The sequence below is a fragment of the Cryptosporangium minutisporangium genome (assembly GCF_039536245.1).
Classification (GTDB): Bacteria; Actinomycetota; Actinomycetes; order Mycobacteriales; family Cryptosporangiaceae; genus Cryptosporangium; species Cryptosporangium minutisporangium.
Genome location: NZ_BAAAYN010000023.1, coordinates 1 through 22827, shown reverse-complemented (window position 1 = coordinate 22827; position 22827 = coordinate 1). Strand labels below are relative to the sequence as shown.

15 protein-coding genes are annotated in these 22827 nt (G+C 73.5%); 11 read left to right on the top strand and 4 right to left on the bottom strand.

The window, feature by feature from the left end:
• The first annotated feature begins 39 nt into the window (after positions 1–39).
• Positions 40–630, top strand: coding sequence for a TetR/AcrR family transcriptional regulator (locus tag ABEB28_RS16820; RefSeq protein WP_345729051.1), 591 nt, complete (start codon positions 40–42; stop codon positions 628–630).
• 42 nt (positions 631–672) lie between these two features.
• Positions 673–1776 carry a winged helix DNA-binding domain-containing protein gene (locus ABEB28_RS16815; protein WP_345729050.1) on the top strand — a complete coding sequence of 368 codons (1104 nt, stop codon included), beginning with the start codon at positions 673–675 and terminating at the stop codon, positions 1774–1776.
• 7 nt (positions 1777–1783) lie between these two features.
• Here the strand turns inward: ABEB28_RS16815 and ABEB28_RS16810 are convergent, their stop codons facing one another.
• Positions 1784–2740, bottom strand: coding sequence for a zinc-dependent alcohol dehydrogenase (locus ABEB28_RS16810; RefSeq protein WP_345729049.1), 957 nt, complete (start codon positions 2738–2740; stop codon positions 1784–1786).
• Positions 2741–2859: 119 nt separating this feature from the next.
• On the opposite strand from ABEB28_RS16810, the gene ABEB28_RS16805 reads away from it, so the two are divergent.
• Positions 2860–3438 (top strand): TetR/AcrR family transcriptional regulator, encoded by a 579-nt coding sequence (locus ABEB28_RS16805; protein ID WP_345729048.1) that lies wholly within the window; start codon positions 2860–2862, stop codon positions 3436–3438.
• Here the strand turns inward: ABEB28_RS16805 and ABEB28_RS16800 are convergent.
• Positions 3426–4394 carry a helix-turn-helix transcriptional regulator gene (locus tag ABEB28_RS16800; RefSeq protein ID WP_345729047.1) on the bottom strand — a complete coding sequence of 323 codons (969 nt, stop codon included), beginning with the start codon at positions 4392–4394 and terminating at the stop codon, positions 3426–3428. The genes ABEB28_RS16805 and ABEB28_RS16800 overlap by 13 nt on opposite strands.
• A gap of 62 nt (positions 4395–4456) precedes the next feature.
• Here ABEB28_RS16800 and ABEB28_RS16795 point away from each other — a divergent pair, with 62 nt between their 5' ends.
• The 5 genes from ABEB28_RS16795 to ABEB28_RS16775 all read left to right on the top strand — a co-directional run bounded on the left by ABEB28_RS16795 (position 4457) and on the right by ABEB28_RS16775 (position 11501).
• Positions 4457–6685, top strand: coding sequence for an ATP-binding cassette domain-containing protein (locus ABEB28_RS16795; protein ID WP_345729046.1), 2229 nt, complete (start codon positions 4457–4459; stop codon positions 6683–6685).
• A 124-nt stretch (positions 6686–6809) separates the two neighbouring features.
• The gene (locus tag ABEB28_RS16790) at positions 6810–8126 is read left to right on the top strand and encodes an alpha-hydroxy acid oxidase (RefSeq protein ID WP_345729045.1); all 1317 of its coding nucleotides are present in this window, start codon (positions 6810–6812) and stop codon (positions 8124–8126) included.
• Between the two features lie 84 nt (positions 8127–8210).
• On the top strand, positions 8211–9656 hold the full coding sequence (locus ABEB28_RS16785) for an Nramp family divalent metal transporter (RefSeq protein WP_345729044.1): 1446 nt from the start codon (positions 8211–8213) through the stop codon (positions 9654–9656).
• Positions 9649–10614 carry a sugar kinase gene (locus tag ABEB28_RS16780; protein ID WP_345729043.1) on the top strand — a complete coding sequence of 322 codons (966 nt, stop codon included), beginning with the start codon at positions 9649–9651 and terminating at the stop codon, positions 10612–10614. Before ABEB28_RS16785 ends, ABEB28_RS16780 begins: the two co-directional genes overlap by 8 nt.
• A gap of 2 nt (positions 10615–10616) precedes the next feature.
• Positions 10617–11501, top strand: a complete 885-nt coding sequence (locus ABEB28_RS16775; protein WP_345729042.1) for a dihydrodipicolinate synthase family protein — start codon at positions 10617–10619, stop codon at positions 11499–11501.
• A 1-nt stretch (position 11502) separates the two neighbouring features.
• Here the strand turns inward: ABEB28_RS16775 and ABEB28_RS16770 are convergent, their stop codons facing one another.
• On the bottom strand, positions 11503–12072 hold the full coding sequence (locus ABEB28_RS16770) for a hypothetical protein (RefSeq protein WP_345729041.1): 570 nt from the start codon (positions 12070–12072) through the stop codon (positions 11503–11505).
• A 161-nt stretch (positions 12073–12233) separates the two neighbouring features.
• Here ABEB28_RS16770 and ABEB28_RS16765 point away from each other — a divergent pair, with 161 nt between their 5' ends.
• Genes ABEB28_RS16765 through ABEB28_RS16755 form a run of 3 tightly spaced genes read left to right on the top strand, consistent with a single transcriptional unit; the run spans position 12234 to position 14851 of the window.
• Positions 12234–12803, top strand: a complete 570-nt coding sequence (locus ABEB28_RS16765; protein ID WP_345729040.1) for a hypothetical protein — start codon at positions 12234–12236, stop codon at positions 12801–12803.
• A gap of 3 nt (positions 12804–12806) precedes the next feature.
• A complete protein-coding gene (locus ABEB28_RS16760) occupies positions 12807–13457 on the top strand; it encodes a hypothetical protein (RefSeq protein WP_345729039.1) in 651 nt (216 codons plus the stop codon).
• Complete coding sequence (locus tag ABEB28_RS16755) at positions 13454–14851, top strand: hypothetical protein (protein ID WP_345729038.1); 1398 nt, start codon at positions 13454–13456, stop codon at positions 14849–14851. Before ABEB28_RS16760 ends, ABEB28_RS16755 begins: the two co-directional genes overlap by 4 nt.
• A 78-nt stretch (positions 14852–14929) precedes the next feature.
• Here the strand turns inward: ABEB28_RS16755 and ABEB28_RS16750 are convergent, their stop codons facing one another.
• Entirely contained in the window at positions 14930–15262 is a 333-nt protein-coding gene (locus tag ABEB28_RS16750; RefSeq protein ID WP_345729037.1) for a hypothetical protein, read from the bottom strand.
• Between the last annotated feature and the right edge of the window lie 7565 nt (positions 15263–22827).

Sequence of the window (22827 nt, the reverse complement as noted above, 5' to 3'; positions counted from 1 at the left end):
TAGGCCTATCCTGATACTGAGTATCAAGAGAGGAGTGGGGTGTCTCTCACATCTGCACGGCGGGCACGGGTCCGTACCGCGCTGCTCGACGCGGCCGAGCGACTGTTCGCGACCAACGGGTACGGCGCCACGACGGTGACCGAGATCGCGGTCGAAGCGGGCGTCTCCCGGCCCACCGCGTTCCGGTACTTCCCGACCAAGGCCGACTACGTGTTCGCGGTCCAGGACGAGTGGCGAGAAGCCCTGCAGCGGGTGGTCGCGGAGGAGCCCGCCACCGGCTGGGTGCTCGTGCAGCGTGTCTGCGCGGCCGTCGTCGAACTGATCGAGCGCGACACCGACCGCGTGCTCGCGGCCTATCGGCTGGCGATGGCCGAACCCTCCCTCGCCCAGGCCGCCGCGGCTCGCGACCGCGCCTGGACCGAGGCGATGGCGCAGCTCCTCGCCTCCGACGTCCCGCGCGAAGAGGACGCGCTGCTCGGCGGTGCCGCGATCATGGGCATGATCAACATGGCCATCCTGCGCTGGGCCGAGTCAGGTGCCGCCACCGACCTGGGCGCCGTCATCGCGCACGGGCTCGACCTGCTGCACGATGGCCTCGGGTCGGGCCGGGACGATCGACGGATTCGCTAATTGCGGTCAGTACCTGACCGGTATGGATGCGACCGTTGAGGCATGCTCACCCGACTGAGTGCCCGCGCGCTGAACCGTGCGGCGCTGGCCCGCCAGTTTCTGCTCGAACGGGCGGATGTTCCGGTTCTGGACGCCGTCGCTCATCTCTGCGGTCTGCAAGCGCAGGAGCCGCAGGAACCGTTCGTCGGGCTCTGGTCGCGGCTGCGCCGATTCGACCCGGCCGAGCTTTCCGACCTCCTCCTGGACCGCCAGGTCGTCCGCACCGGCCTGATGCGGCGCACGATCCACCTCCTCACCGCCGACGACGCGCTGGCCTGGCGCTCCCGTCACGACGCCATGCTCCGCCAGCGGATGCTCGGGGTGTACCGGCGCGACCTGGACGGCGTCGACCTCGACGAGCTGGCCGCCACCGGAGCTCGGCTGATGGCCGACGGGCAGCCCCGCTCGACGAGCGAGGTCGGCAAGGTGCTCGCCGACCGCTGGCCGGACGTCGGCGCGCGTGTCCTGGGTGATGCGGTCGTCGGCTCCCTGATCCCGATGGTGCAGCTTCCGCCGCGGGGGGTCTGGCGCGCGACCGCCGGCGTCAAGAACCTCCCGATGGAAGCGTGGCTGGGGCGGGCGGTCGATCCGCCGGCGGCGCCGGGCTCGGACCCGGTGGGTGAGGCGCTGGTCCGCCGCTACCTCGCCGCGTACGGCCCGGCCGCCACGGCTGACCTGCGTGCCTGGTGCGGCCTCGCCGGCCTGCCGCACGCGGTGGCGGCGGTCCGGCCCGAACTCGTCGCATTCCGCGACGAACGCGGCCGGGAGCTGCTCGACCTTCCCGACGCTCCACGTCCCGACCCGGACACACCGGCCCCGGTCCGCTACCTGCCCGCCTTCGACAACGCGATCCTCGGCTACGACGACCGCACCCGGATCGTGGACGACGCCCACCGCGGGCTCTCGGTGGCCGGTCAGCGCGCCGTGCTGGTCGACGGGCGGGTCGCAGCACTGTGGACCGTGGAGGCCGGCACCGTGGTCGTGACGCCGCTGCGCCCCTTCTCGGCGGCCGACCGGACCGCCGTCGCCGAGGAAGGCCGCGAGCTGGCCGGCTTCTTGTCGAACGGGGAGAGCGACCGGGTGGAGGTGGCGGCGGCGCCCGAGTAAGCGGTGCTCAGCGGCGAAGGACGAGTTTGTGGGTGTGTCCGGCCCACGCCGCGGGTGCGTCCGACCAACCCGCGGTGTGGCCGGTGACGACCGAGGGAGCGAGGGCTCCGGCGGCGATCAGGTCGAGTACCGCGGGGAGGTCGCGGCGACACTGGGCGCGTCCGGTCACGAACGTCAGGCCCGTGGTGTACATGCGCATCAGCGGCATCGGCTGCTCCGCGGGGAAGATCCCGGTGTCGACCAGCGTGCCGCCGGGCTCGGTGGCCTTGATCGCCTGCCGCAGCCGACCCGGCCGGCCGGTGGTGTGGACGGTCAGCGGCGCCAGCTCCAGGCGGGCGTTCTCCGCGACCTCCCGGGCGGTGGCGCCGAGTTGCTCCGCCACCGCGAGGCGGCCGGGGTCGTCGTCGACGTAGGTCACCGCGGCGCCCAGGGCACGGGCGATCGCGACCGCGTACAGGCCGATCGACCAGGCCCCGAAGACGAGGACCCGCCGGTCGTCTTCGGTGTCGGAGAGGTACGGCGCGACGGTGCGCCAGGCGTCGGTGAGGTTGTCCGCACTGGCCGCGGCGGCCGGATCGACGCCGGGAGGCATCGGAACGAGCATCGCGTCGGCGAACGGCACCCGGACGACGTCGGAGACCGCGCCGCCCCAGTCGCCGCCCATGGCGCCGAGGCCGTACGCGGAGAGCGGCGGCACCGCGTTGCAGTCGCCGGTTCGTCCGCGCCGGCACGACCGGCACACGCCGCAGCTGATCTGGAACGGCACCACGACGAGATCGCCGGGCGCGGCCACGGTGACGCCCTCGCTGACCGTGAGCACCTCCGCGACGAACTCGTGGCCGAGCGCGTAGGGCAGCGGCAGCGGGTAGGAGCCCGCGTTGATCATCGTGTCGAGGTCGCAGGTGGCCACGGCGACCGGCCGGACGAGAGCCTCACCGGGTCCGGTCAGGACGGGGACGGGCACCTCCGTCCACTCCGCGCGGCCGGGGGTGGTGAGGACCAGTTGAGGCTGCGTCTCTATACCAACCGTCATAGTCCAGCACCGTGCACTATGTTGGTCGTCATAGTCAAGGGGAGGTGGACGTGGGATCTGACAGCCGGGACCGAATGATCCGGGCGGCGGTCGAGTTGTTCCGCGAGCGCGGCTACGCGGGCACCTCGTTCGGCGACGTCATCGAGCGGAGCGGCGCTCCGCGGGGGTCGATCTACCACCACTTCCCCGGCGGCAAGGTCCAGCTGGCCGAGGAGGCGCTGCGTTGGTACGCCCAGCGGAGTACCGAGGCGCTCAGCCGGCTGACCGGAGGATTCCCGGCGGACGAGGCGGTCGCGCTCTTCCTCGACGCCTCGCAGGACGCGCTACGCCGCAGTGAATTCGGCCAGGGGTGCCCGGTCGCCGGGGTGGCGCTGGACCTCGCGCCGTCCGATACGACGCTCGCGACGGCGTCGACCGAGACGTTCACGGCGTGGCAGTCCGTGCTGGCGGCGGCGTTCACGCGGGACGGAGCCGCTCCTTCCCGTGCGGCGCGTGCCGCGACGCTGGTGGTCGCCGCCGTGGAAGGAGGGCTCCTGCTGGCCCGGGCGGCGCGGAGCACGAACCCGCTCGACGACGTGCGGAGCGAACTCGCCGGCTACGTTCGCGCCGTTCTCGGTCACCCGGCCTGATCCGTTTCCTGCCCGCCGAGGCGGGCACCGAATCGTCGGAGCGCGGTGCGGAACGCGTCCGGCTCGTCGACGGTGAAGTCGGCGTCGAGGAACGCGAGGTTGAGCAGCAGCCACTGCCAGGAGTCGACGCGCAGGACGGCGCGCGTGCGGTCGGCGGCGAGGGGGACGAGTTCGACGTCCTGGTACCGGAGCGCGTCGGCCACGGCGATCGCCGGTGCGTCGATCGTCAGGACCACCCGCTGCCGCGGCTTGCGGAGACCCTGGCGCAGGTAGTCGACGCCGGTGTCGGCGGGGAGGGGGCGAGGCGCGAACTCCTGACTGCGCTCCTGGAGGTCGGTGATCCGGTCGGTGCGGAACACCCGCCAGTCGTGCTTGTCGACGTCCCAGGCGAGCAGGTACCAGCGCAGGCTGTGGTGGATCTGGCGGTGCGGCTCGACCCGGCGTTCGGTCGTGGACCCGGACGCTCCGACGTAGTCGAACGTCACCACGTGCCGGCGGTGGATGGCGTCGGCGAGCGCGCTCATCGTGTCGACACCAGTGCTCGGGGCGTGCACCTGCCCGGCTTCGACGCTGGCGCGGACGGCCGCCGCTCGGGCACGCAACCGTTTGGGCAGGTACTGATCGACCTTCCCGTAAGCGCGCGTCGCCGCGTCGCCGATGCTTCCTTCGCTGGCCATGCCGGTGGAGGCGAGGAGGGCCAGCCCGAGCAGGGTCGCGATGGCCTCGGCGTCCTCCAGAAGTAGTGGCGGCATCGCGCTGCCGGCCGAGAGCCGGTAGTAGCCGCCGGGGCCCGGCTGGGTCTCCACCGGGTAGCCGTAACCACGGAGCCGATCCACGTCTCGTCGCAGTGTGCGCGGGTTGACGTCCAGGCGGCCGGCGAGCTCGTCGCCGCTGAACGCCCGCCCCGTCTGCAGCAGCGCGAGCAGAGCGAGGGTGCGTTGAGTGACGTCGCTCATGACCCCATTGTCGGAGCAATCGCGGACAGATTCTGACCACATCTCGTCCTACCGTCGGTGATATGTCGCAGCGAATGATCGAGATTCGGGAAGCGCGAGCCAACAACCTGAAGGCCCTCGACGTCGACGTGCCCCGCGGCCGGATCGTGGTGTTCGTGGGAGTGTCCGGCTCCGGCAAGTCGTCGCTGGTGTTCGACACGATCGCCGCCGAGGCCGGTTACCAGCTCAACGAGACCTTCCCCCCGTTCGTACGCAACCGGCTGCCGAAGTGGGCGCGGCCGGAGGCCCGGCGGATCGACGGCCTCTCCTCGGTCGTGGTGATCGACCAGCGACGCATCGGCGGGAACGCGCGCTCCACGGTCGGGACGATCACCGACGCGTGGACCTACCTCAGGCTCCTGTTCTCCCGCGTGAGCACGCCGCACGTCGGCGAGTCCAATCGCTTCTCGTTCAACGACCGCACCGGCATGTGCCCGACGTGCTCCGGCATCGGCGAGGTCGTCGTCAGTGCCGTCGAGCGCTTCCTCGACCTGGACAAGTCCTTGAAGGGGGGCGCCATCCTGCTGCCCGGGTTCGGCAACGGCGGCTACTGGTACGCCCAGTACGCCGACATCGGCACGTTCGACGCCGACACCCCGTTGCGCGAGTGGACCCAGGCCGAACGCGACGCACTGCTGTACGGCGGCGAACACGCCGCACGTCTGAGCGGCAGGCTCCCCAAGCAGTACGAGGGCGTCGTCGAACGCTTCGAACGCATCTACCTGCGAACCGCCGACAACCTCTCCGACCGGAAGCGCGAGACCCTCGCCCGGTTCACCCGCTCGGCGTTGTGCCCGGAGTGCCGCGGAGACCGGCTCAACGAAGCCGCCCGCACCGCCACCGTGCTGGGGTTCACCATCGGCGAGCTGGCGCGCACGGAGATCAGCGAGCTCGCCGCGCTGGTCACCACGGTGACCGATCCGAACGTCGCGCCGGTCGTGGCCGCTCTGAAGGCACGGCTGGATGCCCTGGTCGCGATCGGGCTGGGATATCTCCACCTCGGCCGCGGCACCTCGACCCTGTCCGGCGGCGAGTCGCAGCGGATAAAGACCGTCAAGCACCTGGGCAGCAGCCTCGTGGAGATGCTCTACATCTTCGACGAACCCACCGTCGGCCTCCATCCGCGCGACGTCGCGTCCATGACCGAGCTGCTCCAGCGTCTGCGGGACAAGGGCAACAGCGTCCTCGTCGTCGAACACGACCCGGCGGTGATGGCCATCGCAGACCAGATCATCGAGATCGGCCCGGGAGCCGGCGAGCGCGGCGGCACACTCGTCTTCCAGGGAACCTTCGCGCAGCTGCGCCGAGCAGACACCCTCACCGCGGCTGAACTGTCCCGGCAGCAGCCGCTCGAGGACCGGCCCCGGACGCCGCGCGGGCGCATCATCGTCACGGACGCCACCCGCAACAACCTGAAGAACCTCACGGTCGACATCCCCGCCGGAGTGATGACCGTGCTCACCGGGGTCGCCGGCTCGGGGAAGTCCAGTCTCGCCGCCGAGCTGGTCGCCCAGCACGACGCGGTGGTGATCGATCAAAAGCCGGTCGCCGCCAACCGCCGATCCACGCCCATCACCTACACCGGCATCGCGACGCCCATCCGCAAGCTGTTCGCGCGCTACAACGACGTTCCGGCCGGCCTGTTCAGCGCCAACTCCGACGGCGCCTGCCCCGACTGCCGCGGCCTCGGCGTCATCTACACCGACCTCGCGTTCATGGAAGGGCAGGAGACGATCTGCGAGACCTGCGGCGGACGACGCTTCGTCCCCGAGGTGCTCGGCTACACGGTCGACGGGCTGTCCATCGCCGACGTGGACGACCTGACGATCGACGACGCCATCCGCCGCCTGCCCGACCGGGCGATCACGAAGGCGTTGAGTTCCCTGCAGGCCGTCGGCCTGGGCTACCTCCGGCTCGGTCAGCCGCTCACCACCCTCTCCGGGGGCGAGAGCCAGCGCGTCAAGATCGCCAAGGAGCTCCGCGAGGCACTCGAACCGACGCTCTACGTCCTCGACGAACCCACTACCGGGCTGCACCTGCGGGATATCGGCACGCTCTTGAACGTCCTCGACAACCTCGTCGAACACGGCCACACGGTGGTGGTCATCGAGCACAACCTCGACGTGATCCGCCGCGCCGACTGGCTCGTCGACCTCGGGCCAGGGCCCGGCAAGTACGGCGGAACGGTCGTCTACGAAGGCCCCGTCGCCGACGCGACCGGCACCGCCACCGCGGAGGCGCTCCGCGTCTGAAACCGCTCTCCGCGATGGTCGCGCCGGCTGTCCGTTTCGAGGGCCGCTTCAGTGGGGAAGTGTGATCCAGCTCATCCACTGACGAGCAGCTCCGCGTCCGCCCCGTCCCACGGGAGGAGAGACGGTGAGCAACCGGGATGGAACGAAACGGCCTCCGTACACCCCGCCGGCACCCCTCGCGCCGGTCAGGACGGCCAGACAGGTACCGAAGTGGTCGGAGCTGCGTGACGTCGCGCAGTTCCGCAGGCCCCAACTGGGCCGGACGCAGCGCCGGCTCGAGCGCGCCCTCTCGATCCGCGGCCTGCGCGAGGCGGCCCGTCGCACGACCCCGCGGGCCGTCTTCGACTACGTGGACGGCGCGGCGGAGGAGGAGATCACCGCGGCGCGGAACATCGCCGCGTACCGCCGTGTCACGTTCCACCCGGACGCGCTGCGCTCGGTCGCCGAACCCGATCCGAGCGTCGTCCTCCAGGGACGGCGTATCAGTCTGCCGCTGGTGTTCGCGCCGACCGGCTACACGCGGATGATGCACCACCACGGGGAGGCCGCCGTCGCCGCGGTGGCCCAGCACGTCGGGGTGCCGTACGCGCTCTCGACGGTGGGCACGACGTCGATCGAGGACGTGCGGGCCGCAGCGCCCGACGGCGACCTGTGGTTCCAGCTCTTCTTCACCGCCGACCCGCGGATCAACGAGGACCTGCTCTCCAGGGCGGAGGCGGCCGGGTACTCGACGATCCTGCTGACGGTCGACACCACGGTCTCCGGAATGCGCCTGCGGGACGTCGTCAACGGCCTGACGATCCCGCCGACGCTGACCGCCCGGACCGTGCTGAACATGTCCCGCTATCCGATGTGGTGGTTCAACAAGCTGACCACCGGCGGGATGACGTTCGCCTCGCTCACCGACGTTCCCGGCAGCCCGACTCCGGGCGAGGTCGCGAGCATGATGTTCGACCCGGGCCTGGACCTGAACTCGTTGACCTGGTTACGCCAACGATGGCGCGGCAACCTCGTCGTCAAGGGCGTGACGACGCCGGCCTCGGCGCGGGAGGTGCTCGAGTACGGCGCGGACGGCATCGTGGTCTCGAACCACGGCGGTCGGCAGCTGGACCGCTCGGCGGCCACCCTCGACGTGCTCCCGGCCATCCGCGCCGCGGTCGGACCGGAGACGACCGTCCTCATCGACGGCGGCGTGCTGCACGGACAGGACGTCGTCGCCGCCCGTGCGCTCGGCGCGGACGCGGTGATGATCGGCCGCGCCTACCTCTACGGCCTCATGGCCGGCGGCCGGGACGGTGTGCTCCGTACCTACGAGATCCTCGCCGAGGAGTACCTGCGGTCGATGCAGCTGCTCGGCGTGCGGCGCAGCGAGGACCTCACCGACCGGCACGTCGCCTTCACACCGCACGCAGCAGGCGACTACCCGCACGTCTCGGTCTGACCGACCTCGCTCGGGACCCGCCGGGTCCGGCACGAAGCCTGTTCCGCCGCGGCAACGACGCAGCGCACGGATGAAGGAGGCACCATGGTCAGCGTCCCTTCGACCGGAGGAAGCCCCACCTCGGTGGTGGACCGGTTCCCGACCAAGCACCTGGCCGCACCCGAAGTGCGGGAGCTGCCCGAGCCACCAGCGAGATTCCGAAGCGTCATCGGACCGGGGGTCATCGCGGCCGGCGTCGGCATGGCCAGCGGCGAGTTCATCCTCTACCCCTACATCGCGTCCCAGGTCGGGCTGGTGTTCGTCTGGGCCGCGTTCGTGGGCCTGGCCACCCAGTACTTCCTCAACATGGAGATCGAGCGCTACACGCTCGCCACCGGGGAGACCGCGCTCACCGGCTTCAGCCGGTACTGGCGGCACTGGGGGCTGGTCTTCGCGATCATGGCGTACTTCGCCAACATCTGGCCGGGCTGGGCCACGAGTTCGGCCAGCCTCATCACGTACCTCCTCGGCGGCAACTCGACGCCGATCGCGATCGGCATCCTGGTCCTGATCGGCTTCACCCTGACCATGGCCCCGGTGGTGTACCAGGCGCTCGAGAAGATCGAGATGGTCAAGGTCGCGGCCGTCCTGCTGCTGATCGTCGTCGCCGCGGTGGCCGCGATCAGCGCGACGGCCTGGGCCGACAGCCGCCAGATCGTCACCAAGGCAGGGATACCGCACGAGGAGCTCGGGTTCGCACTGCTGCTCGGAGCGCTGGCGTTCGCCGGCGCCGGAGGTGGCCAGAACCTGTGCCAGAGCAACTGGATCCGGGACAAGGGCTTCGGCATGGGCGCGTACGTGCCGCGGATCGTCAGCCCGGTCACCGGCCATCCGGAGGCCGCACCCTCGACCGGCTTCGTGTTCGAGCCGACGCAGGAGAACCTCGCCCGGTGGCGGCGCTGGTGGCGGTTCGCCAACCTGGAGCAGCTGAGCACGTTCGTGCTGATCAGCTTCCTGACGATCTTCTTCACCTCCCTGCTGGCCTACGCCACCGTGTTCGGCCAGGAAGGCCTGGCCAGCGACATCTCCTTCCTGGAGGCGGAGGGAGACGCGCTCAACGACTCCGTCGGCGGCTGGTTCGGCACGTTCTTCTGGATCATCGGTGCCTTCTCGCTGTTCGCCGCGGCGCTCGGAATCGTGGACTACACCAGTCGGCTGGGGGCCGACGTCCTGAAGACCGCCTATCTGAAGTCGACGAACGAGAGCAAGATCTACTTCGCGCTGGTCTGGGGCCTCGTGACGATCGGTGTCATCGTCCTGCTGGCCGGGCTCACCCAGCCGCTGATCCTGCTCGTCATCTCCGCGGTCACCGGCGGGTTGATGATGTTCATGTACTCGGCGCTGCTGCTGCTGATCAACCGGCGGGTGCTGCCGAAGGAGATTCGCCCCGGCGCCGGCCGGATCGCGGCGCTGATCTGGGCGTTCCTGCTGTTCGGCGTCTTGTCCGTGCTGACCTTCAACCAGCAGTTGCGAGAACTGTTCAATGGCTGAGCCGTGGCCGGTTCCCCGGCCACGGGTCGTCACGGCCGGGGAGACGATGGTGCTCGTCGCCCCGCCGACGCCGGGCCGGCTGCGGCACGCCGGAGCGGTGACGCTGTCGATCGGCGGTGCGGAGAGCAACGTCGCGATCGGACTGTCGCGGCTCGGCGTCCCGGCCGGCTGGGTGAGCGCGCTGGGCGAGGACGAACTCGGCGAGCTGGTGCTGCACCGGGTGCGCGCCGAAGGCGTCGACACCAGGGCGGTACGGCGGGTCGCGGACCGGCCCACCGGTCTCTACCTGCGGGAGGAGGTCGTCGGTGCGCTGCGGGTGTACTACTACCGCTCCGGGTCGGCGGCCTCGACCCTGGCGCCGGGGGAGTTCGACGCGGCGGTCCTCGATGGCGCCGAGTACCTGCACCTCACCGGGATCACCGGAGCCCTGTCACCGGAGTCGGCCGAATTCCTGCCGTGGGCGGCGCGAACCGCCAGGGAAGCCGGCGTCCGGGTGTCCTACGACGTCAACTACCGCAGCCGGCTGTGGGAGCCAGCGGCGGCGCGGGCCGCCAGCGAGGCGATGCTGCCCAACGTCGACGTCCTGCTCGTGGGGGACGAGGAGGCCCGCGCCCTGTGGGGCTGGGACGACCACGCCTGTCTGGACCAGCTCGCCGATTCCGGCCCCGCCGAGGTCGTGCTCAAACGCGGTGCGCGCGGCTGCGTCGCGGTCGTGGACGGCGAGCGACTCACCTCGCCGGGCTTCCCGGTCCGCCAGGTGGACCCGATCGGGGCCGGCGACGCGTTCGCCGCCGGCTACCTGGCCGCGTCGCTCGACGGCCTGGGTCCGGCGGACCGGCTGCGGACGGCGAACGCCATGGGGGCGTTCTGCGTCCAGAACCGGGGCGACTACGAAGGGCTGCCGAACCGTCGCGAACTCACCGCGTTCCTGAACCAGACCGTCGACCTGGGGAGATGACGATGCAGCCGCAGGACTCCACCGGCGTCCTCGAGGGCGTCTACGCCGCGAACGTGACGCCGTTCCGCGACGACGAGCGTTGGAGCATCGATGTCGACGCCTACCTCGGGCACGTCCGCTGGCTGGCCGAGCGGGGCGTCACCGGCGTCATCCCGTTCGGTACCAACGGCGAGGGCCCCTCGGTCGCCACCCACGAGAAGCACGCCGTGCTCGACGCGCTGGCTCCGGTCGCCGGCTCACTGCAGATCGTGCCCACGGTCGCGGAGGGGAACCTGCCCGACACCCTCGACCTGCTGGCCCACCTGGAGGACCTGCCGGTGGCGGCGGTGATGGTGCTGCCGCCCTACTACTTCAAGCCGGTCTCGGCCGACGGCCTGCGCCGGTTCTACGAGCGGGCGCTGGCTGCCACCCGGCACCCGGTGGTGCTCTACCACATCCCGAAGTACGCGATCCCGGTGCCGACGGAGGTGGTCATCGACCTGCCGGTGTGGGGGGTGAAGGACTCCGGGGGAGAGGCGGGTTACGCGGCGGCGGTCCGTGCCGCGGGGAAGGGCGTCCTGGTCGGCACGGAGGACGACCTGCCCGCGCGACTGCGGACGGCACAGGGCTCGATCTCCGCGCTCGCCAACATCGTCCCGGAGCAGGTCGTCAGCCTCTACGCGCACGTCCGCGCGGACCGCACCGCCGAGGCGGCGGCGCTCTCCGCGCACCTGCAGGAGGTGCGGGCGATGACCAAGGAGTACGCCGCTCCCGGGGTGCTCAAGAAGATCGCCGAGCAGCGGCACGGGTATCCGATGGGGACCGTGCGGCCGCCGTTGACACCGGTCCCGACGACGTTCGCCGCCGCCGCGGCGGCCGAGCGCGACGTCGCCGGGCCGACGGGGTGAGCTATACCGATCCCGCTCGAAGGAGCGCACGGTAGGTGTCCCGGATCACCTCGAGCCGGTCCCGGTCGAAGCGCCCCGGCTCCTCCTCGTAGACCGCTCGTCCGAGTTCGCTCCGGACGGCGTCCGGCGGCACGGCGTCCGCATCGGTCGGAACGAAGGCCAAGACTTCGTCCATCGCCGCCGCGGCGGCCCCGATCCGGACGCGTACCTGCGCGCGCGCCGCGTCGTCGAGGCCGGAGGTGTCGGCGGGCACCGAGCCGGCGTACCGGTCGGCGACCCACAGCCACTCACCCGGGTCGAGCAGCTCGGAGGGTGTCCCGTCGCCATAGACGACGACGCCGGCCGGCGGGAACACCGCCTCCGCGGGGAGCCGGAACAGGAACTCGCGGGCGGCGCCGCACGCGGGGCACTCGCCGTCGTACCGGCTGCCCAGCTCGTCGTCACCGAACTCCACGATCGCGCTCGATCGGGGGAACGCCGTCTCTCCGCACGCGCAGGGGCGTAAATCCAGGTAGAGGTGGGCCTCGGCGCTGGTGCGCGCCAGCGGAGGCCGCGGTGGCGCGGTCGGCATGCGTCGACGGTAACGGTGTGCTCCCGCCGGATCCGACTAGGCCGCAGGCGAACTTCTGGTGAAGACCGGACGGCTGAACGGTTCGTGTGGCGGCTGACTACCGCGCTGACCTGCGTCGTCACCTCGCTGGGGCGTTCACCGGCCTTCGATAGGGTCCGGGCATGCCATTGCTGCTGCTCCCGGTCGGACACTCGCTGGGCGCGACGGTGGACCCGGTCTCGGGCGCGCCCGTGCACCGGGTCCGGGTCGGTCCGGACGTCGTCCGGCTCTCCGAGCCGCAGTTCGCGCTCTGGGCGCTCACCCACGGGGCCGCCGCCGACCAGGACGCGCTGCTGAGCACCGCCGCCGACCTGCCGGACGCGGCCGCGCTGCTGACCGGGCTGGTGGACGACGGGCTGGTCGCGGCGGTGGAGCCGGGGACCCCCGCCGCGCCGAAGTTCGCGGAAACCCACCAGCTCAAGCCGCTGATGCTGGGCCTGGGCAACCTCCCCGACGACCCGGACACGTACGAGATCGGCCTGCCCGGCCAGCCGGTCGCGGCGGTCGGCGCGGTGTTGTACCGGCTGTACCAGTGGGGCCACCTGGAGACGGACCTGTGGGCGGCCTGCCGTGCCACGGCCGCACAGTCCGGGGCCGAGTTCGCGGACCCGCACCGCCTGCTGGACGCGGTCCTCGCGGCCGTCGCGACGTTGCTCGGGCCGAACGCGGCGTATCTGGACACGGCGGTCTGACGCATGGTCACAGCACCACCCATAGTCCTTCCGATCGGCCATTACCTCGGAGCCGTCCATCCGGGCGACGGGCGACCGCCCAGCTACCACGTGGTGCGGGCCGGCTGGGAACCGTACCGGCTCGCCGACGAGACCGAACTGGACGTCTGGGGCATCGCCCACGGCCTGCCGGACGAGCTGACGCTCCGCGGCGCCTGGACGCGTGCCGCGGTGCTGGCCGCCGCGGCACAAGCCGGCCACGCGGACGTCGAGCCGGTCCTCGACAGCCTGCTCGACCGCGGCCTGGCCGTCGAGGTCCGCCCCGGCACCGAGCAGGCGCGTGAGTTCGCCCGGCACCATCGGATCCAGCCGCTGCTGCTGGGACTCGGCCGGGCACCGGGGGAGGAGCTGGACGGCATCGGCGTCCCCGGCCTGGTGCTCGCACTGCGCGCGACGCCGCGCGTCCTCGAAGTCTGGGAGTGGGCGCACCTCTGGCCCGACCTGTGGTCGGCCTGCGAAGGCCTCGCCGAGGCCGCGCGCGACACCGGCCGCACCGAGCCGTCGGACGCCGATCCCGACCAGGTGCTGACGTTCGTGCTGGGCGCCGTCCAGACGCTGATCGCGCACGGCGCGGCCTACCTCGACCACCGTCCGCGTCCGGAAGCGCGATCATGACCCAGGGGACCGAGCCGGTGATCGCACCGGCTGGCCACCTCCACGGCGTCGTCCGGGGCGCGCGGACGACGATCAACCTTCGGCTCGGTACCCGCACCGTCGAGCTGGACGAGGTCGAGTACGCGGCGTGGCTGCTCGCGCACGGCCTCGCGGACGTCGGCCCGCACCTGCTGAGCGCGGCGGCGCTGGGCACGCTCGTCGGCGACCCCTCGCCCTTGGAGCGGCTCTACGACCGTGGTCTGCTGGTCGAGGTGCCGAGCGACCCGGCGCGATACCGCGCGTTCGCGGAGGCGTACCGCCTGGTGCCGCTCGTCCACGGGCTGGGGAACTCCCCGGACGGGTCGGCCTGGCAGTTCCGGATCGGTCTTCCGGGCGAGTCGGGGGCGACCGCCGGTCTCGCCGGGGCCTGGGCCGAGCTCCACACGCTCGGGTACGAGATCTGGCGCTGGTCGGCCGCGACGCGCTCGCTGGCGGAGGCAGGAGACCTGCTGGTCGCCGCAGCGGACTCGGCGCGTTCGTCCAACCCGGCACACGAGGGGCTGGGCGGCCTGGACGACCGGATTGCGCGCGACCACGGGATCGCGATCGTCGCTCCGCTGCTCACCGGCTGGGCGGCCGCGCTGCAGCCCGCCTCCCCGACGCCGCTGGTGCCCGGGCCGCGCGGAGCCGGATCGCCGCTGCCGCCGCCGGAGCCGGTGGATCCGTTCACGGCGCTGGACCCCGAGGAGATGCTGTCGGTTCCGTGGGAGCCCGGCCGGCCGGACTCCCCGGTCGCGCGGATCCCGCGCTGGGAGGCCGAGCCGGGGCATCCCGGTGCGGCCGGCTGGCTGTTCGCGGTCGGGCACGACGGCGGGTCGTTCTACCACCCGGCGGACAGTTCGTTCGTCAGCCGCACGGTCCGGGTCGGCGCCGACGACCACCAGCTCGACGACGGTGAAGGCCGGATCTGGGAGCTCACCCGCCGCGCGGCCACCGATCGGCTGTGGACCCGGACGTCGATCGCGGCGACGGCGGTCGGCGAGGGGGTGCCGGATGCCGGTCGGCGCCTGGACGGCCTGATCGAGCGGGGCCTGATCGTCGAGGTGCACCCGGGAACCGACCGGGCGGTCGCGTTCGCGCGGGCGTATCGGCTGCACCCGCTGCTGCACGGGCTGGGGAACCCGGAGGACGACCCGGCCATGTTCGAGTACGGCGTGCCCGGCCGGTTCCGGGTGGGAGCCACGACGGGTCGCACCGCGCTGCTCTGGCGGACGGCCGGGCAGTGGCCGACGCTGTGGGACGCGATCACCGCGGTGTCCGGGAACGACACCGAGCACTACCTCACGTACTGGGGGCTGCACGGCGTGCGCGACCTGCTCTGCGACGGCCTGGCCTATCTGGACCTCGCGCCGTAGCCCTGGTCCGAGATCGATGTGGCGCCGGGCTCGCTATGACAAGCCCAGCGCCACATCATTCGCCCGGTACTGACGTCGTCACGGCTGGCCGCCGGATGCGGGATCGCCCGGATCGGGGATCGACGGCGGTAGCGACGGCGCCGCGGACCGCCGATCGGCGAGGGCGCGTCGCAGGGCGATCAGCCGGGCCCGCACGCTCTGCGCCAGCCTCTCGGTGTCCTCGCGCTGCGCGTGCTGGCGGTTGGTGACCTGGGCCATCCGGTCGGCGTGCGGAGCCTGGCGCGTGGTGGCGCGGTCCTTCTCGGCGGCGTCGGCCCACTTGTCGCCCAACGCGCCCACCACTGCGGCGACCCGCCCGGCCAGACCGGGCAGGAGATGGGCGACGGCGCCCAGCAGGAGGGCGAGCGGCACGCCGACACCCAGGTGGAGAAGGGCAGCGGGGACCGTCCGTGGCAGGTAGGCGCTGTCGAGCAGCTTACGGAAATCGGGCCCCTCGGGACGCCGGGTGGGTGTCGCGGGGGCGGGCGTGGTCGGCGCCGGGGCCGGTGCGGTGAGCTCCGGCACCTGCCACGCAACGCCGAACGCGTGCAGGATATCGGAGACAGCCCGCAGATCGTCGACCACCGCCGCGTACTCCGCGGACCGGTCGGCGGCCGTCTGCGCGTCCAGTTCCCCCTCGTCGCGCTCCCGCTCGCGGCGGAGCCGGTCCCAGTGGTACTGCATTCGGGACTCCGACACGCCGCCGACGACGGTGCCGATCGCACCGCCGGCCAGGCCCGCCCAGAGGACGACGAGCGGTAGCGGGGTGCCGAACAGCGCGGAGACCCCGACCAGCGCCGCCACCTGCACGGTCGTACCCAGGCCGACCGCGGAGGTCCCCGACTTCACCAGGTGTTCGACCAGGGACGGCAGCTCGGTGCGCAGTGACCACGGCGCCAGGTCCCCCGGCTGCAGCAGGTCGTCGCTGACCACGCGGTTCGGCCCGGTCGCCGGGCCGGCCGCGCGAGGCCCGCCCGGGAGGGCGATCCCCTGTTGGGCCGCGAGTTCGGTGAGCTGCTCGCGGAGCGTCGCGGCCAGCTCCCGCAGCCGGTCCCGCTGCTCGNNNNCCCGGGCCGCCCTCCGGCACCTGCGTCTCGAAGTCCCGGTCGTGCTGCCGGTCGTCGTCCCGGTCCTGCTCCCGCTCCTGACCGCGGTACTTGAGCCACTCGCCGATCGAGCCGGTCACCCCGGCGACCGCGCCGGTGATGCCGGCCGCCGCGGGGGTGAAGACGCCGATCGAGGCGGCGACGTAGCCGAGCCGGCCACCGTAGAGCAGCGGCGCCGGTGCGGTCTTCCGCAGGTAACTGCGGCTCGAGAGGACAGCGCTGCGCGGCCGCCGGTACGGCAGCGGGTTCGCGTCCGGGTCGAGCCGGTCCGTCGGTACGACGACGTCGGTGTCGGGCGCCTGCGGCAGCGGGACGCCGAGCAACGCGGCGGCCGCGGTGAGCGCGTCCAACTCGCCGACCGCCGCGGACTCCTGAGCGGCCACCGCCCGTCGTGCCGCGTCCTCCGCGGCGCGCCTCTCGACGGCCCCCGCGTCCGCACCGCGCCGACTCCGGTGCCGGGTCACCCACTCCCCGGTGCCGGCGACGATCGGCACGGTAGCCGCCAGCACGAACGACACCACAGCCTGGGGCAGCCGGTTCTGCGCGAGCGAGAGCACTCCGGCCGCCAGGAGCGCGCTGCCGGTGGAGAGGTACGCCTTGCCGATGTAGGTCCGCGTCGACGGTACGCCGGTCGGGAACCCGGAGGCGTTCCGGTTCCGCGCCGCTCGCGTCCACGGGTCGTCCAGCTGGGTGAGCTGCCGGGCGAGCACGTCCTGCTCGTTGCGGAGGACCAGCGTGGACCGCTCGACGGCACCGGCTTGATCGGGGTGCAGACCGAGCCGGGCGACGGTCTGCACGAACCATGGTGACGGCACCGCCCGGACGCCGTCGAGCCGCGCGACCGTCCGCAGGTAGGCGACCTCACCCCGATCGGCAGGCGAGAGGTCCCGGCTGCCCGCCGGTAGCCGGGCGTCCGGCCGGAGCAGATCGGCGGACGAACCAGTGGGCGGACCGGTGGGCGCGGCCGAGCTGACGCGCTCGGCCTGGCGCACGATCTCCCGGGCCAGCGCGGCCTGGATCCGCTGCGGGGACGCGGTGTCGGACAGCCGCACCCGGGTGGGGTCGGCCGGGTCCGGCGCTGCGGCGACCCCGGGATCCAGGCTGCCGACCGCGACCAGGAAACTCACCGTGGCGCCCGACCGCTTCAGCGTCACGGTGAGCCGCTGCCACCCGTCGGCGTCCGGCGTCAGGACGACGCTCTGCACGTCGGCGTCGGCGGTCAGTGCGTCGATGGTTTCGGCCGCCGTCTGCAGCGTGCGGCCCGCGTCCGGATCCAGATCACCGTCCAGTCCGGACAGATCAGCCCGGAGGTCGGCCGGTAGCGCGGAACGAGCCGCGGCCGCGCCCGGCTGGTCGGCGGCGAGCCCGGCGCGGACCAGGTGCAGCCGCAGCGCCGCCTCGCTCGGCTCGTCGCCGGTCGCCGCGCGGTCGCCCAGAGGCAGGCCCGGGCGGTTCGCGGCGAACGCCCTGAGCCGGGCCCGAAGCCGGCTGCGTGGGCTCGGCGTACTGCGCCGGTCCAACAACAGCCGCAGGGTCGCGAGCCCGGCCGGGTCGGGCCCCGACGCCTGCCCGGCCGGATCGAGCGCGGTGAGCAGCCGCGCGGCCTCGACGACAGCGGCGGACTCGATCTTGAGGTCGGTCGCCGAGGGCGACACCAGCAGCACCGCCGTGTCCGGTCCGAGGCGGTGGCCGGCCGCCACCTGACCATCGCGCAGCTCCGGGACGGACGAGCCGACCGGAGGGGCGGTGGCCACCGTCAGGTGAATCCGCGCCGCGCCCGGGAACCGCACGACGAGCCCGTCGGCGGCCGGTTCGATCCGGACGTCCAGGCCGTCCTGCGCCCGGTAGGTGGCGGCCAGCAGGACGGCGTCCTCGGCGGCCGAGAGCGCGGCGTCCGGATCGGGCTCGGGGCGGCTGCCGTCGTAGCGGGCCACGATCGGGCGGAGCGCGTCCGGCAGTGCGGCCCGCAACGCCGGGGCGTCCGTCGCACCGGCTGCCAGGCCCAGCCGGGTGACGAGATCACGGGCGGCGCGGGTAGCCCGGCGCCGCGCTGCGCGGCTCGGCCGGGGGTCGGCGGGATCCGGATGCGCGATCCGGTCCAGTGCCCGCAGTTCGGCCAGCGCCGCGAATCGGGCGGCGCTCAGCCGACCACCGGCCAGGTCGCCGAGGAGGTCGTCGGTGGCGGTGTCCGGCACGCCGAGACGGTGGCCCGGCCAGGGCGCACCGGCGGCGGTGACGTAACCGCCGAGCGCGTCGGCGAGTTCACGGGAGACCGCCGCCCGAATCCGGTCCGGTGTGGCGGTCTCCGAGACGTCGAGCGTGATCAGGTCGGTGCCGCCGGGCACCTGCTCGGCGCCGACCCGGGCGACGACACCCGGTCCGAGGGAGTCGACGAACACCCGCACCCGGACCAGCTCGCCGTTGGGGAGCGTCACCGCGTACCGCGGCTGGCCGTCGGAGACCGTCTCCGGCGCATCCGGGTCCCGGCCGACCCGGCTCACCGGTAGGCCGAGCTGGTCGGCGAGTGCGGTCAGCGCAGCGTCGGCCACCCGCGTCCGAGGGCCGATGGCCTCCGCACCATCCAGTGTGGCCAGGAGCGTGCCGAACTCGGCGGGTAACGCCGCCCGCCGGTGGGCGCCGCCCGGCTCGTCGGCCAGCACCCCGGCGGCCTGCGCCACCACGTCCACCCGGCGGGCGATCCAGCGCTGGCCGCGTCGCCCGGGGCCGGCCGCGGCGGCGCGGGCCAGGAAACGGCCCTCAGCGGCCAGCGCCCAGTCGTCGGGGGCCAGGTCGGCGGGGGCGAGCGGCGTCGTCCGGGGGCCCGGACGGAGCACCGGGGCGGCGTCCGCGGGCAGCCCTCGGGAGAGCCGGTCCAGCTGCGCGGCGACCCGCGCCAGCTCCCGCACGAGCGCCGCCTGCCGCGCCAGGCCCTCTGCCCGGGTGTCCAGGCGCAGCACCGGACCGACGACCGGGTCGACGTACCCGTCGGCCAGGCTGCCCTCGCCGGCCTGATCCGGGACGATCAGCAGAGAGTGGACGGTGCCGTCGGCCAGGGTCACGTCGACCCGGTGCGGGTCGGCCGCGTCCGGGGCGACGCCGGCCACGCCGGCGTGCGCGGCCAGCCGCGCGAGCTCCGCGGAGACGGCCGGTAAGTCGACGGTGGAGCGACGGCCCAGCTCGTCCGCGCGGCGCAGCTCGGTGAGTACCTCCGGGCGACCGCCGAACAGGGCCCGCCGATTCGCGACGCCCGGGGCGTCCCGGTCGAGGCCGAGCCGGTGGGCGACGTCGGCCAGCTGCCTGCGGAGCCGTGCCCGGCTGATCGGGCTGCGGGCCTGCCCGATCCGGTCGACGAGCGCGGCGACCTCCAGCACCCGGCCGCGGTCGGTCGCGACGTCCGGCGACGCGGCCGTCAGCTCGCCGATCGCCCTGGCCACCACCTGGTCGACCTGACCGTCGTCGAGCCAAGGGGAGAGCGCGAGCACGACGGGACCCGCTCCGCTCGGCGGAACGACGACGACGCCGCGCCCGTAGCCGGCCGCGGTGTCGTCCCGGTGCGCGTCGGAGGCCACGAACCGCACCCGGATGGTGGTCCGGGTGGACGGGTCGTGCAGCTGGTACTGGCCCGGGGACGGCTGGGACACGGTGAGCCCGCCGAGCCGGGCGGCTCGGTCGAGCGCGGCCCGGGCCCGGTCGACGACGGCCTCGGGCGCTGCCCCGGCGCGCCCACCGTCGTGGCGCTCCAGGATCGCGCGGACGTCGTCGGGCAGGTGCGCGCGCAGCAGGTGGACGCCGGGCGCCCCGGCGTCCAGGCCGAGCAGGGTCAGTTGCTCATTGAGCCTTCTCGCCATCCGGGCGCCACTCAATCGGGCTCCCGCCCGGGCCGCCGGGCTGCGCGTCTCGTCCAGGCTCGCCGCCCGGACCCCGCCGTACTGCCGGACCCACCGGTCGAGCCGGGCCAGCGCGACATGGTCCTCCGGGGTGAGCGGCGCGAGGGCCGCGATCCCGCGACGGAACACTCGATTGGTCGGTGTGACGGCCCGGGTGGACGCCGCCGAGCGGCCCGGGGGCGGCTGTCGCGTGGCGAGCGCGACGGTCTGCGCGACCGCCTCGCGCTCCATCCGCCGCCGCCACTCGACGCGACTGACGAAGGTCGGACGGCGCTGGTTGACGACGACGCTGGCCAGCCGGTGGGTCGGGTCGATCGGCCCGTCAGCGGCCTCCGAGGCGACCAGCGTCCCGGCCACCACCTCGAGCTCGAAGCTGCGCCCGTTGTCCAGCCGGACGTGGTAGGTGCCGAGGTCGGTGCTCCACGAGACCGGCTGCCAGCGGATCTCGGCGATGCCGTGCTCGCCGGCCAGCTCCTCGATCGCGCGCCGTGCGGCGTCCACCGCGTCTTGGCGGTGGCGGTCGTCGGCCCGTCGGATCGGCTGGACGCGGCTGGGCCGGTCGACCTCCAGCATGGCCAGCGCGTCCGCCGCGCTGAGCTGACCGGTGGAGACGAGCAGGTCGAGGCGGGAGACGACGCGGCCGACGCCCCGGTCGAGGCCGAGTTGGCCGGACAGCTGCCGGATCCGGGAGCGCAGCACGGCGTCCCGGAGGAGGGTCCGGCCGACGGCTGTCCTGGCGGCGGGCAGCTGGCGGAGCAGGACCCGCAGCGACGCGACCGCTGCGTAGTGCGCCGGGGTCCACCGCTGCGGGTCCAGCGGCAGCGTGAGCCGGCCGGGTCCCCACGCGGCCGGTGCGGCCGGAGTCAGTTGCAGGCGGGTCCAGCGGGTGAGCGCCACGGTGAGCGCGTGCTCCAGGAGCGCCTCGGACGCGTTCTCGTTGACGATCACGGTGAGGCCGCGCGTCGCGTCGTCGTCGAACGTGACCAGGTCGGCGCCCGGATCGGTGCTGCGGTACACCGCGATGTCGACCTCGAGGTCGGTGCCGGAACCGGCCGGGTCGGCGAACCGCACTCGAAGCACGTTCGGCCGGGTGTCATCGATGCGGACACCGGCCCCGTCGCCGCTGGTGGTGAGCGTCGCCAGGACCGTGGCCAGCCCGGTGCGCACCGCGGGTGCCGATCCGGCCGCGCCGTCCAGGCGTGCGACGTCGGCCCGCAGGTCGGCCGGGAGGGTCGCCCGGCGTTCGGCCGCGCCGACGGTGTCGTGGGCGAGGCCCAGCTCGGCGATGATCCCGGGGACCTCCGCGGGCGCGGCGGTGAGCGCGGTGCGGAGGCGGGCCAGACCGGCGACGTCGGTGACCCCGTGAGCGGCGAGCGGCCAGTCGACGGGGCCGGGCCGGAGCACCGGGTCGTTCGCACGTCGTCCCTGGCGCCGGGCCAGTTCGGCGGCGACCTGTCCGGCCAGCGCGACGAGGTCGGTGCCGCTGTGGTCGACGGAGATCAGCCCGGTCGGCGCCAGGGTCGCCGGTGTGACCGCTACCGGGAGCGGTCGGATCGCGTCCGGGCGCAGCACGGTGACGACGTCGCCGCCGTCGACGCGGATCGTGGGGTCGTGGTCCCCGTCGGCGACCTCCAGCGTCACGTGCGTGCCGTCCGGCAGCGTGACCACCGCGACCCCGTCGCCCACCGGTGTGACGGCGGTGGCACCGGCTTGTTCGGCGGCGGTGACCAGCGCGTCCCGGGTCGCTCGGCGGGTCGCCATCGCGTCGGCGTCGAGTAGCGCGGCGAGTGCGGTGTGGCTGTCCGGATCGATCAGCCCGGCGGCGCGAAGCCGCTCGTACCGTCGCTCACCGCCGGGTCGAGCCGGATCCAGGTCGGCCGCCGCCCGCAGAGTGACCACCGCACGTGCGGCCGCCCGCCGCTGTCGACGCCCGATCGACCGGTCCGCGGCGTGCTGGGCCAGCACCGACAGCTCGGCGGTGTCGGCGACGTCGTCGCTGGTCACGTTCGCGGGAAGCCCGGCCCGAGTGGCCAGCTCGGTCGCGACCGCCCGGGCGATCAGCCGGTCGAGCGCGAGCGGATCGGCGGCCGGGTGGACGGTCAGCACGGGGCCCGGGTGGAGCCCGCTGCCTCCTCCGATCCGGACGGTGAGCGCCACGCTCGTGCTGCCGACCTCCAGCCGGATCTGGTTGGCGTCCAGGCGGGTGCCGCGGGCCGTCTCGCCGCCCACCACGTACCGCGCGGCGACCGCCTCCACCTGCTGGCGGGCGCGCGTCAGCGCCTCGGGCTCGGCGTCGCCCAGGGCCGCCAGCGCCCGCTCGGTGTCCGGGTCGACGAGGCCACGGCGGACCACCGCACCGTCACCGGTGCCGAGCAGTCCGAGCTCGCGGCCGAGCGCTTCCAGGATCTCGGCGGCGGGCACCGCCCGGCCGCGCACCCGGCGCTGGGCCGCCGCGGCGCGGACCTCGGCGAGGGACCGTGCATCAGCGACGGTCAGAGGCGTGCTCGTGGGTGGTCCGGGCCGCACGGCTGGGGGACCCGTGGGAAGTCCGGCCGCGCTGGAGACCACTTCGGCGATGGCGCCGGCCAGCGCGACGCCGGCGGCCGTGGGGTTCGCGCGATGGTCGAGAACGATGGTCGCGGCGTCCGCCCGGGCGACGGTGCCGCTGGGCACGACTCCGGCTTGGAGCTGGATCCGGAGCGGGTTGCCCGAGTGCGGTGTGACGACGAGGACGTGCGGGTCGGCGGGGTCGATCTGGACGTCCGCGACGCCGACGGCGGCGGTCAGCGCCCCGGCGTCGGGGTTCAGTACGGCTTCGGGGTCGGGTGCCGGGCGGCGTCCGTCGACGAGCTCGGCGAGTTCCTCGGCCAAGTTCGGCGCCGCGGTGCCGGGAACCGTGGCCGCGGGGGCGAGCGCCCCGGTCGGCTCGGTTCCGAGCAGTGCC